This is a genomic window from Spirosoma migulaei (assembly GCF_054776855.1).
This window is the reverse complement of sequence record NZ_BAAHBG010000021.1, coordinates 24,069-40,903: the sequence shown is the minus strand read 5'-3', so window position 1 is coordinate 40,903 and position 16,835 is coordinate 24,069. Positions and strand designations below refer to the sequence as shown.

At 48.3% G+C, this 16,835-nt stretch carries 13 protein-coding genes; 4 read left to right on the top strand and 9 right to left on the bottom strand.

Annotated features, from left to right (window positions below):
* Positions 1-112: 112 nt before the first annotated feature.
* Together ACYVGO_RS20955 and ACYVGO_RS20950 are read left to right on the top strand one after the other, a co-directional pair.
* Positions 113-3,292 (top strand): SusC/RagA family TonB-linked outer membrane protein, encoded by a 3,180-nt coding sequence (locus tag ACYVGO_RS20955; protein WP_460970946.1) that lies wholly within the window; start codon positions 113-115, stop codon positions 3,290-3,292.
* 51 nt (positions 3,293-3,343) lie between these two features.
* Positions 3,344-4,645 carry a RagB/SusD family nutrient uptake outer membrane protein gene (locus ACYVGO_RS20950; protein ID WP_460970945.1) on the top strand — a complete coding sequence of 434 codons (1,302 nt, stop codon included), beginning with the start codon at positions 3,344-3,346 and terminating at the stop codon, positions 4,643-4,645.
* A 101-nt stretch (positions 4,646-4,746) separates the two neighbouring features.
* Here ACYVGO_RS20950 and ACYVGO_RS20945 read toward each other — a convergent pair whose 3' ends face one another.
* Positions 4,747-5,826: a Gfo/Idh/MocA family protein gene (locus ACYVGO_RS20945; protein WP_460970944.1), complete on the bottom strand. Its 1,080-nt coding sequence runs from the start codon at positions 5,824-5,826 to the stop codon at positions 4,747-4,749.
* A gap of 68 nt (positions 5,827-5,894) precedes the next feature.
* Here ACYVGO_RS20945 and ACYVGO_RS20940 point away from each other — a divergent pair, with 68 nt between their 5' ends.
* Together ACYVGO_RS20940 and ACYVGO_RS20935 are read left to right on the top strand one after the other, a co-directional pair.
* Positions 5,895-6,329, top strand: a complete 435-nt coding sequence (locus ACYVGO_RS20940) for a hypothetical protein (RefSeq protein WP_460970943.1) — start codon at positions 5,895-5,897, stop codon at positions 6,327-6,329.
* 1 nt (position 6,330) lies between these two features.
* Positions 6,331-6,744 carry a hypothetical protein gene (locus tag ACYVGO_RS20935; RefSeq protein ID WP_460970942.1) on the top strand — a complete coding sequence of 138 codons (414 nt, stop codon included), beginning with the start codon at positions 6,331-6,333 and terminating at the stop codon, positions 6,742-6,744.
* Between the two features lie 6 nt (positions 6,745-6,750).
* Here ACYVGO_RS20935 and ACYVGO_RS20930 read toward each other — a convergent pair whose 3' ends face one another.
* The 8 genes from ACYVGO_RS20930 to ACYVGO_RS20895 form a co-directional block, all read right to left on the bottom strand.
* Positions 6,751-7,782: a galactitol-1-phosphate 5-dehydrogenase gene (locus ACYVGO_RS20930; RefSeq protein WP_142776872.1), complete on the bottom strand. Its 1,032-nt coding sequence runs from the start codon at positions 7,780-7,782 to the stop codon at positions 6,751-6,753.
* A gap of 75 nt (positions 7,783-7,857) precedes the next feature.
* Positions 7,858-9,450: an McrB family protein gene (locus ACYVGO_RS20925; protein WP_460970941.1), complete on the bottom strand. Its 1,593-nt coding sequence runs from the start codon at positions 9,448-9,450 to the stop codon at positions 7,858-7,860.
* A 54-nt stretch (positions 9,451-9,504) separates the two neighbouring features.
* The gene (locus ACYVGO_RS20920; RefSeq protein ID WP_460970940.1) at positions 9,505-10,704 is read right to left on the bottom strand and encodes a retropepsin-like aspartic protease; all 1,200 of its coding nucleotides are present in this window, start codon (positions 10,702-10,704) and stop codon (positions 9,505-9,507) included.
* A 144-nt stretch (positions 10,705-10,848) separates the two neighbouring features.
* Positions 10,849-11,061, bottom strand: a complete 213-nt coding sequence (locus ACYVGO_RS20915) for a hypothetical protein (protein WP_460970939.1) — start codon at positions 11,059-11,061, stop codon at positions 10,849-10,851.
* Between the two features lie 25 nt (positions 11,062-11,086).
* Complete coding sequence (thrA, locus tag ACYVGO_RS20910; protein ID WP_460970938.1) at positions 11,087-13,543, bottom strand: bifunctional aspartate kinase/homoserine dehydrogenase I; 2,457 nt, start codon at positions 13,541-13,543, stop codon at positions 11,087-11,089.
* Positions 13,544-13,763: 220 nt separating this feature from the next.
* Complete coding sequence (locus tag ACYVGO_RS20905; RefSeq protein ID WP_460970937.1) at positions 13,764-14,258, bottom strand: DUF4126 family protein; 495 nt, start codon at positions 14,256-14,258, stop codon at positions 13,764-13,766.
* A 162-nt stretch (positions 14,259-14,420) separates the two neighbouring features.
* Entirely contained in the window at positions 14,421-16,394 is a 1,974-nt protein-coding gene (locus ACYVGO_RS20900; protein ID WP_460970936.1) for a glycoside hydrolase family 97 protein, read from the bottom strand.
* Positions 16,394-16,792, bottom strand: a complete 399-nt coding sequence (locus ACYVGO_RS20895) for a nuclear transport factor 2 family protein (RefSeq protein ID WP_460970935.1) — start codon at positions 16,790-16,792, stop codon at positions 16,394-16,396. Before ACYVGO_RS20895 ends, ACYVGO_RS20900 begins: the two co-directional genes overlap by 1 nt.
* Positions 16,793-16,835 lie beyond the last annotated feature (43 nt).

Below are 16,835 nucleotides of genomic sequence, written 5' to 3'. Positions count from 1 at the left end.
GCATTTTTAGAACGAAACTAAGCTAACTCATGGTTTGAGCGGGCATTTATCACTACATTTCGTATTTAAATTACTTATTTTTTTTAACTCACCCACAAATTTATTTTGACTTATGGCGAACAAATACTCTTCCGTTATCAGGCACTTCTTCCTGCTTTGGCTAACGGTCCTACTTTGCACAACCACATTTGCGCAGGGCACTCGATCCCCTATAAAAGGTCGTGTGACCGATGCTAACGGGGCTGGTATCCCCGGTGTTACCGTACAGATTCAGGGCACTACAATTGGCACAGTCACTGATGTGGATGGCAATTACCAATTCACACCTAGTAGCGATGGCGCTGTCATCCTTCGGTTTAGTGCTGTTGGGTATCAGCCTACAAACCAGACCGTAACGGCTGGTTCGTCCGCAGCCCTGAACGTAGCGCTAAAAGAAGACATTGCTAATCTGGATGAAGTTGTGGTAACCGGCTCGACCATTACCACGACCCGACGTGAACTGGGCAATGCCATAAGCACGATCAAGGCGGCCGATTTGCAACAAACAGGATCGGGTGGACTACTCAATGCCTTACAGGGCAAAGTTCCGGGCGCCCAGATCACACAAAACTCCGGCGATCCATCGGGTTCCATTTCGATTCGCTTACGGGGGGTTAAATCGTTGTCAGGTTCCTCAGACCCGCTCTATGTGATTGACGGCGTTATTGTGAGTAACCAGAGTGCCAACGTATCGCAGCTGGCAGTGGCCGATCAGATTGGCTCGGCTGCGCCGGGAACCAACCGGCTTGCAGACATCAACCCTAACGATATTGCCAGCATAAACGTAATCAATGGGGCAGCTGCGGCAGCGCAGTATGGATCGCGGGCGGCCAATGGCGTAGTACTTATTACTACTAAACGCGGCTCAACCGGTGCTCCTAAAGTTACCTTCTCGACCTCGTTTAACGTCAATGAACTCCGCAAGAGTGTGCCCGTCAATCTGTATAACAAGACATTCGGAAACACGCAGCAACGGCTTTTTCCTATTCAGACGTTCCCTTCCGATGCCTCGCAACAGGCAGCTATTGCGCTGAATCCGGCTACCACCTTCGTTGATATTTATCGGGATGGTACACCAAACAATAAGCTCCTCTCGAACGTGGTCGATAACGTTCCCCGTTATAATTATTTCGATCAGATTTTCCGGACGGGCTACGGCACCGATAATTCCATCTCGGTTTCGGGTGGTCGCGATAACACGCAGTATTATGTATCGTTTGGCTACCTGAAAAATGAAGGGATCATTAAAGGAACTGACTTCACACGCTATAACCTCCGTGCCCGTGTTGATCAGCGATTAACCAACTGGGCTAAACTTTCGGCAGGATTGAGCTACGTAAATAGCTTTGCCAACGAGAAAGCCAATGGAAACGTGTTCTATAGTCCTATGAACTCGGTTACTATTCTGAACAACATCTATGACATTACCAAGCGTGATGCATCAGGTAATCTGCAAGCCGTAGAAGGGCCTCGGGTGAATCCACTATCAACTATTGAGGATATGAAGTTCACGCAGTCGGTTAACCGTACCATTAGTGATGTACAGCTAAACCTGACACCCCTGAAAGGATTGAGCGTCGACTATATTCTCGGTGTAGATACCTATGGACAGGTTGGCCAAAACTACATTCGCCCATACCCCTACGTGGCACAGGCATCGCTTGGCGCGAACCTGTATCCAGGTGGTTTTTCGGCAACGGGTAATAACACGGTATTCCAACTCAATTCGGACTTGAATGTTAGTTATGAGCGCCAATTTGCAGATAAGTTTAAACTGAATGTTGTAGCTGGGTATAACTACCAGTTCTTCCGGTCTGATTACTCGACTGCACAGGGGCAGAACCTGGCCCCGTTTATTGAAACGGTTCGGGGTGCTTCCAGTACAACGGTACTAGCCGATTTCAGTCTGGATCGCTACAACTTAAGTGGGTATTTCGCTCAGGCAACGTTGGGTTACCGCAATCTGGCGTTCCTGACGGGTGCTATCCGACGCGACCAATCGTCGAAATTTTCGCCTTCTGTAACTAACCAGTTTTACCCCAAAGTAAGTGGTTCGTTCGTTGTATCGGATTTAGGGTTCTGGAAGGGTGCTTCCTTCAACGATGCGTTCAACAGTCTGAAGTTGCGGATGAGTTACGGCGAAGCGGGAAACCTGTCGGGCGTTGGTTCCTACAGTCGATTCTATCAGTTCTCGCCAGTGGCCTATCTGGGCAAAAACACACTGCTGCCAGGAGCCCAGTTGGCCAACCCGCTGGTTCGGCCGGAGCGCATGGCCGAACTCGAAGCTGGAGCTGACCTGTCATTCTTAAAGAATCGTATTGGGCTGGGCGTTACGGTGTATAATCAGCAAATCAAAGACCTGGTTGTAAACCGAGTGCTGGCTCCCTCATCGGGCGGCTCAAGTATTGTCAATAATGTGGGTACAATGGAAAACAAGGGTCTGGAAATCGTGCTGGACGTAGTGCCGGTAAAAACAAAAGACTTTACCTGGGATTTTACCGCCATTTTTAACCAGAACCGCAATAAAGTGCTCACGCTGGGTAGCCCGGCTATTGCGATTAGTTCGCCCGCCGGTGCGCCTTATTTGCTACAGGGTCAGCCTGCCAGCGTGTTCTACGGAACTGGCTACGCGCGTGACGATAACGGGAATTTAATTACAACAAGCAGTGGTTTTCCACAGTCGGAGCGCGCAAAAACGCAGGTAGTGGGTTCCACAGCTTTCGAGAAGGCCCGCACAACCGATGGGCAGCCTGACACAAAATATCCAACGGCTAACATTGTTATTGCCAACCCCAATCCAAAATGGACGGGTTCGTTCACCACGAATCTAGCCTACAAATCACTGACACTACATGTGTTGCTGGACCTGGTTCAGGGTGTGGATGTGTTCAATGCCGACCGACGGACCCGGCAGGGGGTGGGCATGGGCGATTATGTAGAGAAGGAACTCCGGGGTGAACTTCCACGGGGCTATATCTTCGCTATTTATAATACTGAAGAATGGCGCGTAGAAAGTGGTTCATACACCAAATTACGGGAAGTATCCTTGAGCTATGCGTTGCCCAAATTGATCAAGTCGGTGAGCGCCATTAATGTATCGTTAATCGGGCGTAATCTCTATTCCTGGGATACCTATACCGGTTTCGACCCTGAGACCAACGCTGGAGGTACCAACGATCTGCTCCGTGGCCTCGACTTCGGAAACGTACCCATTCCACGCACGTATCAAGTCAAACTGTCTGCAACATTCTAACTATCAGTCGCTAGTCAAAGCCTTTGGCTATCAACTCATATACACATACACATGAAAAAAATTCTTATGACCTCCGTATTATCAGGCTTGCTGCTGTTGCAAAATGCCTGTACGCAGGAATACCTCAATCCCAGCACAGCCAGCCAGCCACAGGTTGTTGGTTCGGCAGATGGCTTAATTACGGTTTGTAATAGTCTCCAATACCGATATTCGGTTGGCGGGGGCGGCAGCGTGATCGGTAGTGCTGTATCGGCGGGTGGCCTGACCACCAATGAACTGACCGTACTTAACCAGGGTAATGGCGAAGAGTTCGCGCTACAACAGGGGCAGGCCAACGTGACCAACTCAAATGGGGTTGTCCGTACGATCTGGACTCAATGCCAGTTGATCCGCGCCAATGCCGACCTCGTGTTAGCGAATACGGGTGTTGTTAGTGATGCGGGTACAAAAAGTGGTATTGTAGCCTATGCCTCTATCTTTCGGGCGTTGTCATTGGGTACGTTGGCGCAGTTCTTTCAGGCAGCCCCCATTTTATCGCAGGAAAATTCGCCGTTTGTCGACCGATTACAGTTGCTGAAGGAAGCGATTGCATCCCTTGAGTCGGCAGCAACGCAGGTAGCATCTGCACCCGTGTCGGCAAACTTTACGGGTAAAATTGTGCCGGGTATCGATATTCCCAATACGCTTCAGGCACTGATTGCCCGGTATGCACTCTTTGCCGGGGATTATGATAAAGCACTAGCCGCAGCAGCAAAGGTCGATCTGACGAAGAAGTCGGTTTTCAATTTCGATGATAACTCCCGAAATCCGCTTTTTTTCTATGCGTTCGGGAATGTTAACGTAGTGGCACCAACCAATGTTAGTCTTGGTTTGCCGGCTGTACTTGCCCCGGATGTCGCCGATAAACGGATTGCTTTTTATACGCAAACAACCAACAGTAAAGCTAACCTGGGAACTGGATTCTATACTGCCAATAACGCCCCCATCCCGGTGTATCTACCCGGTGAAATCCTGCTGATTCAAGCTGAATCATATGCTCGTAAAGGTGATCTGGCTAATGCAGTTACAGCGCTGAATAAGGTGCTGACAAAAACTGCCTCGACAGATGTATTCGGTTTGGGAGCGGCTCTGCCTGCTTACAGCGGTGCGCAAACGTCAGATGCCCTATTACTGGAAATACTTCGTAACCGTAGTATTGAACTGGCTTACACCGGCTTCCGGCTTGAAGACAGCCGTCGGTTTGGTCGGCCTGGTCCAGGGGTTGCTGGTTCGGAACGGAATCGTAACTATTTTCCGTATCCGAGAACCGAACGCGATAATAATACCAGCACGCCAGTAGATCCCGCGAATTAATTCTAAAAAAGGAGAAAAGGGAGGAGGGGGAGTAGAGGGACGAAAGGTAATTCATTAACACCCTTTCGTCCCTCTACTCCCCCTCCTCCCTTTTCTCCTTTTTACATTTTCACAGGCAACCCCGTTCGGGTTGATTCATAGATGGCCTGGAACAGAGCAACTACCCGGCGACCATCCTCGCCTGTAACCAGTGGTGGACGATGGTTGAGGATAGCATCGCGGAAATCGGCGATTTGTATGCCGAAGTAATAAACCGTCGCGTCAATGGTATTAAAGAATGCCGTGTCTTCGGCTATGAACTTAGCTAACTGATTCTCTTCGCCGGGTACGGTCCAGAGGTCATTGACGGGGGGATCGGTAATGCTCGACATACCGGCAATAAACAAGGCTCCCCCATCCGTCTGAACGCCTACGGATGCGCCATTCTCGCCATGCACGTGTACTTTTCCAAAGATTCCAGGCTTTTGAGAATTGCTCACGATGATATTCCCCAAGCCACCATTTTTAAATTTTACGATAGCCAGCGCCGTATCATCGACCTCGATATAGGGGTGGTTCAGGTTACGCCAAACGCCGTACACCTCATCTATTTCGCCCATGTACCACACAAGTAAATCCAACTGGTGTGGCGATTGATTGACCAATACACCCCCGCCTTCTTTATCCCAGGTCCCCCGCCAGTCGTCACTTTTATAGTATACTTCACTACGCCAGCCCAGCATTTGAATAGTGCCGAGTACGGGCTTCCCAATCTTTCCGGTATCAATGGCTTCCCGAATACGCATGGATGGCGCATAGAATCGCCGTTGACTGATAACACCCAGATAGCGGTTGTTCTGTTTAGCAGCCTCAATCATCGCATCGCAGTCTTCGAGCGTTGAGGCCAATGGTTTTTCGACCAACACGTGAGAGCCCGCATTGAGTGCGGCAACAGCAGGCTCCCGGTGGGCTGGGTGCGTAGTGCAAACAAGGCATAAATCCACGTTTTCACGGTCGACCATGTCATATATATCACTGTAGGCTCGAATGCCATATTGGTTCGCGAAGTCTTCCGCTTTCTGATAGGTTCGGCCGTAAACAGCGACTAATTTGGTGTCAGGTGTTTGCAAAACGGCCTGGGCGTGTAGGTGAGCCACTTTGCCGGGGCCAATGATGGCAATTCGTATAGGAGTAGTAGACATAATTTTCAATACGTATTCCAACTAAATGCTTTAGATGAGAGTCATCTACTCTCAAAATGAGAAAAGATATGAAACATTGGCTGTGCATTTTTCTAATGATGGCTGGAATAACCAGTTGCCATACAGACGAAGCAAGTCCCGGTGATTTGTTGTATCGAACGTGGCGAATGACACAGATACAATATACCAATGGGCAACCTGTGGATGTATCACCAGCCAACCCATGGTCCATCGTTACGTTTACACCTAATGGCATGATTCTATATGGCGCAGACGGGAAGTATGATCCCTGTTGTTCACCCGCTCAGTTTAACCGTAAGGGCAGTACGTTAGACCTGGTTGATGTAGCCGCAATCCCTTTTCCCGAACGAACGCCAAATCCTACCTGCGTAGCGGTTGACTGCGCATCGCCAGGGAACGCCTGGCAGATAGAAGAGTTAAGATATAATCGCCTGATCATTAGGCAAGAACGTGGAGTAGCTACGTATCAAGCCTATCCTTAATATGAAAAACCGCCTACTCTCAACCGCCTTATTACTGATTGTAATTGCTGCCTGCCAAACAGACGATTCTGTAGGGCCCGCTGGCTTGCTGTACAAACGTTGGCATGTATTACAGACGCGTGGGGTGAATGATACTGTATGGGCCGTGTACGATACGGATGCCTATTATGACACAGAATATCGACCCGATGGTACGCTTATTTATCGCAGAAATGGCGTCCTCACGTCGGCCCCCTGCTGTTCTGCCAGCCGATTTAAGCGAAATGGAGTGATTATTCAGTATAGGGACTTCCTGTCTAGTTGCCCATCCGTCAAATGCGGTGCTAATAGTCCTGCAACAATTACGGTTCTATCAAATAATTTACTTGAACTACAGATTGGGGATTGGCTTACTCAATATACCCCAGCTCAGTAATTGTCATTACGGCTTTAGTACTACCTTAATCAACCCCTTTTCCTTATCATAAAGCCGTTTGAACCAATTTGCTCCTTCCGCTAATGGCACCTCGGCACTGAGAATTGCTTCAACGTTCATACGGCCAGACGAAATCAGCGCTAAGGCTGCTTCGTATTCGCCGTTGATAGCACAAGAGCCTTGTAATCGTAACTGGCGTGTTACAACGGCTTGCAGAGGAATCTCAACCGTAGGAGCAAGGTTGCCTACTAGTGTAACTGTCGCTCCCTTCCGAACGCAGTCGATGGCGGTTTTAACCGTTGGGCCAGCACCTACTACTTCAAATGAAACATCGGCACCGCGTCCGTGTGTGAGACTTTGCACTTGATTTGCTACATCACCGGTTCGCGCATTGATGCTATGTGTCGCGCCCAGTGAATGCGCCAGTGCGAGCCGGTCATCGTCCAGATCAATGGCAATGATGGCACCACAACCCGCCAGTTTTAGCGCCTGGATTACAAACAGTCCAATCATCCCCGCACCGACTACCACAGCCGAATCATTGACTTGAATAGGCGTCAGACTAACGGCATGGAGGGCCACGGCTACGGGCTCAACCAATGCGGCCTGTGTGAAACTAACATTATCGGGAATGGCGTATAAAATGTGCTGCGGCACAGCTACGAACTCCGCAAACGCGCCCTGACGCTTGAAATCGGGGGTCGATACGCCTACTACTTCACGTCCGTCGCTTAGGTTATACATACCCCGACGGCTATACCAGTCGTCCAGTGCATATACCGTCGAGTCAAAGGTAACGCGGTCGCCAGTGGCCCAGGCTCGTACATCAGCCCCCACTTCAGCGATGATGCCGCTGGCTTCGTGGCCCATAACGATAGGTGGGATGCGTCGGCCAGAGCTGCCGTCCATACCGTGAACGTCGGAGCCACAGATACCCACCGCCTGTACGCGCACGAGTACTTCATTGGGTTTGATGGTTGGCTTGGGTAGATCTTGCAGATCGAACTGATTGTATTCCGTAAGAACGAGTGCTTTCATCTTGGTTTGTAGCCTGGACGGCCACGTCCGGGTAGTATAATGTAGAATTTCCCCACCCGGACGTGGCCGTCCAGGCTACGTTAATTTTTGATAAATTCGGATAAACGTGTCAATCGGAACCTGGTCATATTCCCCTTTTTGCAAATGAGGATTAATTTCATAGGTCATTACTTCGTCCATAGCGTCGGGCACCTCGCCAAATAGTTTGCTGGTGGCATTGGCGGTATATTTTTTCTTGATCCAGACAAGCCGTTGATCGGGATCTTTGCCCCAGGCCGGATTATCACCGAGAATCAATTGAATTTTAGCCCAGTCGTTGAAAAAGTATTCCTGAAGCAATGGAATGATGCGGTCGCGGAAAGCGTCGCATAACTGGGCATAGGTTTCAACGTTGGTTAAATAGGCATGACCGATCTGATGATCGCGGTCAAGTAAGCACTCGATGCGTTCATTTATTGTCCGTAACAGTTGGCCCAACTGTATTCCATCAATTTCTCCCAGAACCGTTGGGTCTGGCCGCATTTCGCGAAACGAAAACCGTCGGCGCAGGGCAATATCCAGTAAGGCAATGGAGCGGTCAGTAGTGTTCATCGTCCCGATGACAAACAGGTTGATAGGTACGCCAAATCGCTCCTGCGAATAGGGTAGGGTTAACCACAATTCGTTCTCGGCCCCCAGTCGTTTATCGGATTCAAGTAATGTAATCAAATCGCCAAATACGCTGGCTACATTGGCCCGGTTGACCTCGTCGATAAGCAGATAATGGACGGGTGCTTTTTGTAATTTCTGACGACGGGTTTCCGGTGAGTCGTTCAGACAGTCGGCCATTGTACCGTAACCAGCCTGCTGAATAGCCGATAAGCAAGCTTTGTGAAAAATACCTCTGCGTATCCGATAGCTGATTTGGCCGTTGATCACTTCCGGCCTGATGCCCTCGACAAACTCTTCATAGCTGTAGGAGGGATGAAACGTAATCAGATTGGAATTTTGCTCGCGTAGATAGGGCTGTAAAGCAAATGTTTTACCCGTACCTGGTGGGCCAAACAAAATAAGGTTATGGGGCTGACTAGGGAGTTTCGGCCCTGTTTCATATTCTCCTCCTGGTTCTTCTACGCTATCCTCATTCAAGACCCGATCCCCAAGCGTCGGGTCATCGGCAAGGCGGATAAGCTCACTCAAAAAGGCTTCATCTTCGGCTGCCCGATACACATCTGCATTGTGCCGGGCGAGGTGCGGGCCGCGTTTGGTACTCTCCACCAGTTCGAGTAGGCAATCCTCCCAGCATGTACGCAAGGCAGGCTGATAGAGCAGATGGACGTTCGATTGCCCAATGATAACGGCCAAATAATCTGACTTTTCGGTAAGGGGCTCAAAGACTAATTCTTCAATGCTTTTCAGCCGATCCTGATACGATTTTTTAATCGTTAAGTGATACTCAACCTCCCCACGCCGGGGCTTCTGAATTCGTAAGGCCTGAAAGAAATTGATATTGGCTGTAATCGACGATTTATCGGGCTTCACCACAAACGCCAGCCGGGCATCGCCATTAGGCAGATTGACAATGTCGATCAGCTCCTTCAGCAACCCAAAAAAACGCCGGACTGCTTCGGCATGACCGATGTCACGAATGCGTTCAACGAGGGGTTGTTGTTGGGTATCAGTCAGCACAGGAAAGGGCTATGGTCGTCTGCGAAATTACGATTTTTTTAGCGGTTTTGCGCTTTACTCGTCGCAGTAGTCGAAGTGGTTGTTCAAATAATCAATGGTAAGTTTCCCCTTTTGGAATGGCGTATTACTCAAAATGCCATCACAAATAATATTCAAATAGGTGTGCTCAACGGGCGATAAATAAGTGGATTTGCGACTGAATAATTGGCCGTTTGTCTGAAATGTAAAATCCTTCACATAACGAAACAAGCCCATTTTCATTTTACCAATTCCAAAGGTTGCCCCTGGCCTTCTCTTCGTCTTATACACTCCAAGCTTAGCGGTACCTTTCTCTCGTAAATCAACTCCATCTGACCCAGAGTCAAAATACATATTGAGTTGATTACCAGATTCAGAATGAACAACCACTATAGGATGCCCTATGCCAAACAGGTTCTTCTCGGCCGTGGTATCCAAAACGGGCTTCCGAATTGTCAGCGTTTGGGCTTTGAAGTTAGCAGTATAGGAAAGTTTATGTATAATATCCCAGCCTAGTAAACCATCAACGTGTAGGCGTTTGAAAAACTTACTTTTTGCCGTATAAATGACAGGTACACCCTTAAACTGAACGTTGCTAATGGACAGAGAATCAAGCATACCAACAGGCTCCTTGATCGTTGTGCCAACGGAGTTCAGAAAGTTTATAGTCGTTAAAGGGTGCAACTTCAGGTTTTCACTCAGCGACTGAGAAATAATTGAAAAATTAGCGCCCGAATCGAGAATGAGCCTTGCTGGTTTTCCGTTCAAAGATACGTTGGCAATGATGTAGCTATGCTTTTTAATAGTTACCGGAATTAGTAAACTATCTACCGAGAAAGTGATTTGCGCTGCCGGATGAGTAGCCAATGACTTAGCCAGATCATACATTTCTGGTCGTTCATTAATTTGGTTGGAAAACTGCACATAGTCAGCATATTTTTCGCGCCAGAAGTAGAGTTCGTTTAATAAATAATAACGAGCAACTTTGCTAAATGGGGAGCTTGTTTGTAAAGCGACTTTCTTCATTATGGCCTCGGCTTCATCAAATCGATGATACAGGCTATACTCAATTGACTTGATGTAATCGCGGGATGTTGAATCTAAGGAAGCGTAATCAATGGCTTTAAAATCAAAGTTTTCTAAGGCTACCGTAGGATCTTTTGAAGAGGTATTCTGTTGGCCAAAAACGGGAAGTGAAAGAAGTAAAAGATAAGTCGGATAAAAATAAAATCGCATAGTGCTGTAGTAAGATTACGCCTTGTCGCTATTGGCGTAGCAAATATGCTTGAATTGTAACTATTGGTCAATGATTTGATTACAATACAGGGTCATCGTAAGTAAATAGCCTCAAATGCCAGAAATTTGCTGTCGTCTCTCAACTCAAAGCGGCTTGTCTACTGCGACTTTTTCGGCGCGGTTTTGAGGGGCTGGTCCTTGAGCCGCTTTGCTTGCTCGATGCACTCCTGCAATGACATCAAGGGCTGCTCGGAGACTTTCCTGATCATTTTTTTGCTCTGCTGTCAGTGGTACTCGTTGAGGTATGCAATATTCTCTTCCATCTGATGTTGATTCTATTTCTTTATTAAAAGACATATAATCGAACAAGTTTTGGTTTGACTTACGCCAAATAGCTCCCGATACTCACCACATCGGCAAATACGCCCGAGGCCGTTACTTCAGCGCCTGCACCGGGGCCTTTGATGACGAGCGGGCGATCTTTGTAGCGTTCCGTCGTAAATGAAATGATGTTGTCGGCACCGGTTAGCTGGTAGAATGGATGTTCAGAATCGACCGAGCGAAGGCCAATGGTCGCTTTGTTATTCTCGAAACGGGCGACAAATCGTAGTTTCTCCCCTTTGGCTGTTGCTTCGGCCAGCAGATTCTCGAAGTAATCATTATTGCGCTCCAACTCCTCAAAGAATGCCGGAACGGTAGGGGCAGCCTGGCAGGACTCAGGCAATAAAGGCGTTATGGTGACATCCTCTGGTTCGAGTGGAAAACCGGCTTCACGCGCCAGAATTAGAATTTTTCGAGCTACGTCCAGGCCGCTCAAATCATCGCGTGGGTCAGGCTCGGTGTAGCCTTTTTCTTTGGCTTCACGCACTACATTAGCAAAGGACGTACCAGGGCGGAATGTGTTGAAAATGAAGGATAAAGTACCCGATAAAATCGCTTCTATTTTCAGGAAACGGTCGCCGGAAGTCATCAATCCCTGAACGGTGTTGATGATAGGCAGACCCGCCCCAACATTAGTTTCGTAGAGAAACTTAACCCCCCGGTTCAATGCAGTCCGTTGTAGTCGCCGATACTCGGCATAAGGGCCGGAATTGGCTACTTTATTGGGCGTAACAACGGAGATGTTGCTATCCAAAAGCGACTCGTAAAACTGCACGATATCCTTGTCTGATGTGCAGTCAATGAACACCGAGTTAGGTAGGTTGTAATCTTTTATTTTGTCGACAAACGCAGGTAGCGATGTGGTAACGCCTTCCGTGAGTACTCGTTCACGCCAGTCATCCAGGGCGATGCCTTTTGGGTCAAGGAGCATCTTTTTGGTGTTCGTCATGCCCACAACGCATACTTTTAGCAGCTTTTCCGTGCGCAGGTATTCAGACTGATCGAAAATCTGTTTCAGGAGTGTTTTGCCAATCAATCCGGTGCCAACTAAATACAGGTTAAGTACCCGTGCTTCGGATTGGAAGAAGATGTTATGCAGCGAGTTAAGGGCCTTGGAAAGGTTATTTTTGTTGATAACTACCGAGATGTTGATCTCCGATGATCCCTGCGCTACAGCTACGATATTAACCCCATTTTTACCCAGTACCGAAAATAATTTTCCGGCAATACCTGAGCTTTTTTTCATGCCTTCGCCAACTGTCGCAATCACCGACAAATCGCGCTCGATGGCGATGTTATCGATATGGCCGTGTTCAATTTCAGTCGCGAATTCGGCATCTAAAATGGTCTTTACATTTTCAGCCCCACGTGGGTCGATAGCGAAACAAATGGAATGCTCCGATGATGCCTGCGAGATCAGAATGACGCTGATCTTATGCGCGGCCAATACGCCAAACAACTTTGCCGATACACCCGCTACGCCAATCATGCCCGATCCCTGTACGTTGACGAGGGCAATATCGTCGATACTTGAAATACCCGTAATGGTGTATTGCCGACGTTCGGCGGTGCGGCTCACAACCGTGCCTTCGTGTGTAGGATTGAATGTATTGAGTACGCGAATCGGAATGTTACGGGCGAACGCCGGTTGTAGACTAGGTGGATAAATCACTTTCGCACCGAAATGGCTGAGTTCCATTGCTTCGGCGTAGGTGATCGTTGGGATATTGAAGGCATTCGGCACCTTGCGTGGATCGGCCGTCATCATGCCGTCAACGTCGGTCCAGATGTCGATGACTTCGGCATTTAGCGCTGCGCCCAGGATGCTGGCCGTATAATCTGAGCCACCCCGCCCAAGGGTTGTCGTTTCGTTCTTTTCAGTTGATCCGATAAAACCCGTTACCATTTGCGTAGTTGTGGACTTCGCAAAATGCTCCTGAATGAGTTGATTCGTAAGGGAATAGTTTACTTCAGCCTGGCCAAACTGGGCATCGGTTTTGATAATCTGACGGGCATCGCAGAATTGCGCGGGAATCCCCCGACTTTTTACACATTCGGTGATGATGGTTGTGGATAACCGTTCGCCAAAACTGGTGATGAGGTCATGCGTGCGCAGTGTCAATTCGCGAATGAGCGATACACCCCGTAGCAGGTCTTCCAGTTCATTGATAATGCCCCGAACGTGGGCAAATACTTTGCTTTGTTCTTTTACGGGAATCAACGCTTTCACCACATTGAAATGCCGGTCTTCAATTCGTCGGACCAGTTCCATATAATCCGGCTCTCCCGACGTCGCCATTCGTCCAATTTCGATGAGCTGGTTTGTTACGCCCCCCATAGCCGAGAATACAACGGCTATCTGATCACCGTTTTGGCGATGATTATCAATGATTTGGATGACTTGTTTGATGCTTTCTACGGAACCGACCGAGGTGCCACCGAATTTAAGAACCTGCATAAACTAATGTAGAATGAATAATGTATGATGAATAATAGTAAGGTTACCCCAGTGCACATTTTACAGTGTGCAGTATCCATTATTCATGTCAAAGGAGCTATTGATGCGAGTAATTTTGGGACTGCAAAGATAACATGGTGATCAGATTATTGGGTGTTTATACCAGAAAAGGCGCCCTGTTATGTGCGCCTTTTCTGATAACGAATAAATCTGTATACAATTAAGATGCCGTTTTTGACGAGCTATCTTCTTTTATGATCATCAAGCCCGCTCCAATGGCTAACGCATCTTCAGCTAACGCAATGATGGGATCGGGTATATCTTTCTCGTGGGTTAGCCAATGGCGCAGGTGAAAAAAGGCAAACGAACCAACGGCTGCACCCACGGCACCTAGAACCGCTCCGTATGTAATAGGCTGCTTATCAGCCTCAGTCAGGGCCGCCCCACACATAGCTCCTGATGCAATTCGACCCCATAGTTGAGGTTGTCCGGTGCGATCGGGGGCGCTTGGAAGTTTATCACCAATGAGTTCACCACCCGCCATAAGTTCTAATGCGATCGTTGCTTTGGGCGAAACCAGAAAATGAAGTTTTGACTGAGTTAATGGTTCTGGGGACGTGTGCGATAGTTTATAGCTGACAAGGGCTGGGGCCATCATGCTACGCATGCCAGCAACAACGCCAATCTGGAAGGCGTTAATGTATGTTCGGATCATGACTGTTATTCGTTGAGTATGAAGTCAAAACAGGGAGTATCCAACTTTGTTTCCGTAAGCTAGTGCGAGTATTCACTCGTGTCTATAATTTCGTCAGTGAATACTGATGTGGGAATGGACGCGAGTGAATACCCCGCGCCAGCTTGCAATACCCGCGCCAGTCTACTGTTTTCGTAATCGCATCACCTGCCCACCGCCTGCTGCCAAGCTCACTGTTAATGTATCGTTACGAGTAACGGTTCTTGTTTGTTGTGTTAGGTGGTTGGGATTTTGTGCAACATCAGGTGCGTCGGAATAGAGTTCAGCCGTGTAATTGCCTTCGGGCAGGAAATCTAATTTGATGGTAAGATCACGGGATTTTGAATTAGTGATGCTGCCAACGTACCAGTCGGTTCCTTTGCGCCGAGCCACGGTTATGTACTGGTCCACATCCGCATTTGGAACACGGGTTTCGTCCCAGATGGTAGGCACCTGCTGTAGAAAATCAAAACCCGGTTGTCCTTTGTAGGCATCGGGATAATCGCAGACCATTCCCAGAAAACTTTCCAGCACGACGTACATGGCTAATTGATGACAGCGGGTTCCATGCATGAGCGGCCGGGTGTACTGAATTTTGTATTGATTGTCGGGTACTGCCCGGAAACCACCAAGGTGCATATCCATTGGTCCGGCCAGCAAGCGCGTAAACGGAAACGTGATGTCGTGGTCGGGGGTATCTACTCCACTCCATTTACAGGTTTCGTAATTGAGCGTTGCCTCGCGCGTTAGCTCATTCGGGTAGGTGCGGTGCATTCCCGTTGGTTTGTAAGCGCCATGATATTGAATGTGTAATTTATGACGGGCTGCCGAACGTAGAATTTCAGTCTGAATATTGACCATCTCCTGGTCGTCGCGGTCCATAAAATCGACCATCAGACCGCTAAGCCCCCAGTGCTCATATTGGGTAAAAATCTCCTCCAATCTGGGATAGAGTGCCGTCCAGAACACCCACACCCGAATGCCTACGCCCCGGCTTTTCGCATAGTCGCAAACTTGCTGCATATCCAAACCGGGCACGGCTTTGGCGGCATTCACATTTGGTCCTGGTACAAAACCGGCACCATCATTTACGTACCATTCGTGCAAACCATACTCAACCACTGAGTGGTAGTCAATGTGGTTGTTGGCGCAGAAATCAATATAGTATTTCTGGGTCTCGAAGTTATTCCCCGGTGCGAAGGTCGAATCGGCGGTTACGTTGCCATTCCACCAGGGGAAAGTCGTTTTACCCGGTTTCAGCCACGATACGTCCGGTATTTTACACGGTTCGTTCAGACTGGTGAGGATGTTTGACTCAATCAGCGTTCCTACATGATCGCCGATAAGCATAACCCGCCAGGGCGTTTGATGTGGTAAAACGGCCTTCACTTTTGTGCCGGGTTCTTTGGGCAAAGGCGAAAGCTGGCTGGTTAGAATCGTATTTTTCTTCGTCAGATACATTCCGGCATAATCCGTCAAAGCCGCTTCGGTAATGGCCAGATAGGTTTTGTCGGGAAACTCAAACAGGGCGGGCATATCCATCAATGTATCGTTCTTGATACTGCTGAGCGGAGTCTTGGTGTACAGGCCTTCGTGTGAGGTGGTAAAGTTGGGTAGAAATAACGCCCGGACCGTAGGGTCTTGCGTTAGTCGAAAGGTCGTATTTTCGTCGGTCAGTGTATACGAAGACCAGTTGGGTTGTTTTGGGAATTCGTAACGAAATGCCACGCCATCATCGAATACCCGCACAACTAGATTGATCTGTCGTCCAGACGTGCCTTTCTCTACCATTGGAATAATGGCTTCTATACAGTGATTGCGGGCTGTTTTAACCTTACCTACAACCAGTTCATAGGTCTCGTTAATTTCCCGGATAACTGGTTTTTGCTGGATAAGATTTGGCCCAAAAACGCCATTTTCCTTAAAGACCAAATTCAGGTCCGAGTTGTCAATAAGCGCCTTTTTGTTGAATAGAACCCGGTAGGTAGGTGCTGTTTTGGTTAGATTGAATACGAAAACGATACGGCCATTGGGCGATGCAAGGTGAATATCCTTTGCGGTAAGAATGGGTGTTAAGACCAGGAAGGCCAGCAGAAAAAGTAAGTTTTTTAGTTTCATCAGAACATCGTGTTATCGTTTGCCGATGTAGCCGGAACCACCTGCAATACATCCCAGTGTTCAACAATTTTTCCGTTGTCATCAAACCGAAAAATATCGATACCAGCCCAATCTTCGATACCTTTCCCGTCTGCTGTTGGCCAGTGTTGCAAGCAGTGCAGAACAACCAGATTGTCTTCGGCAATAGCCCGTTTAACTGTTACCTGTTTACCGGGATATTCCCTGGCCATTCGCTCGAAGTAATTGATGAATGCTTCTTTTCCATCGCTAACCATCGGATTGTGCTGCGTATACGTTTCGCCAACGTAGTATGCAATAGCCTCAGCAGGCTTGCACTGGTTGAACATTAAGTCGTAGAAGCTAATGGCATTCTGTTTGTTTTGTTGTAGTTGGGTCATAGGTAGGAATGAGTAAATAGAAAACGCTTATAAAGTTGGTAAA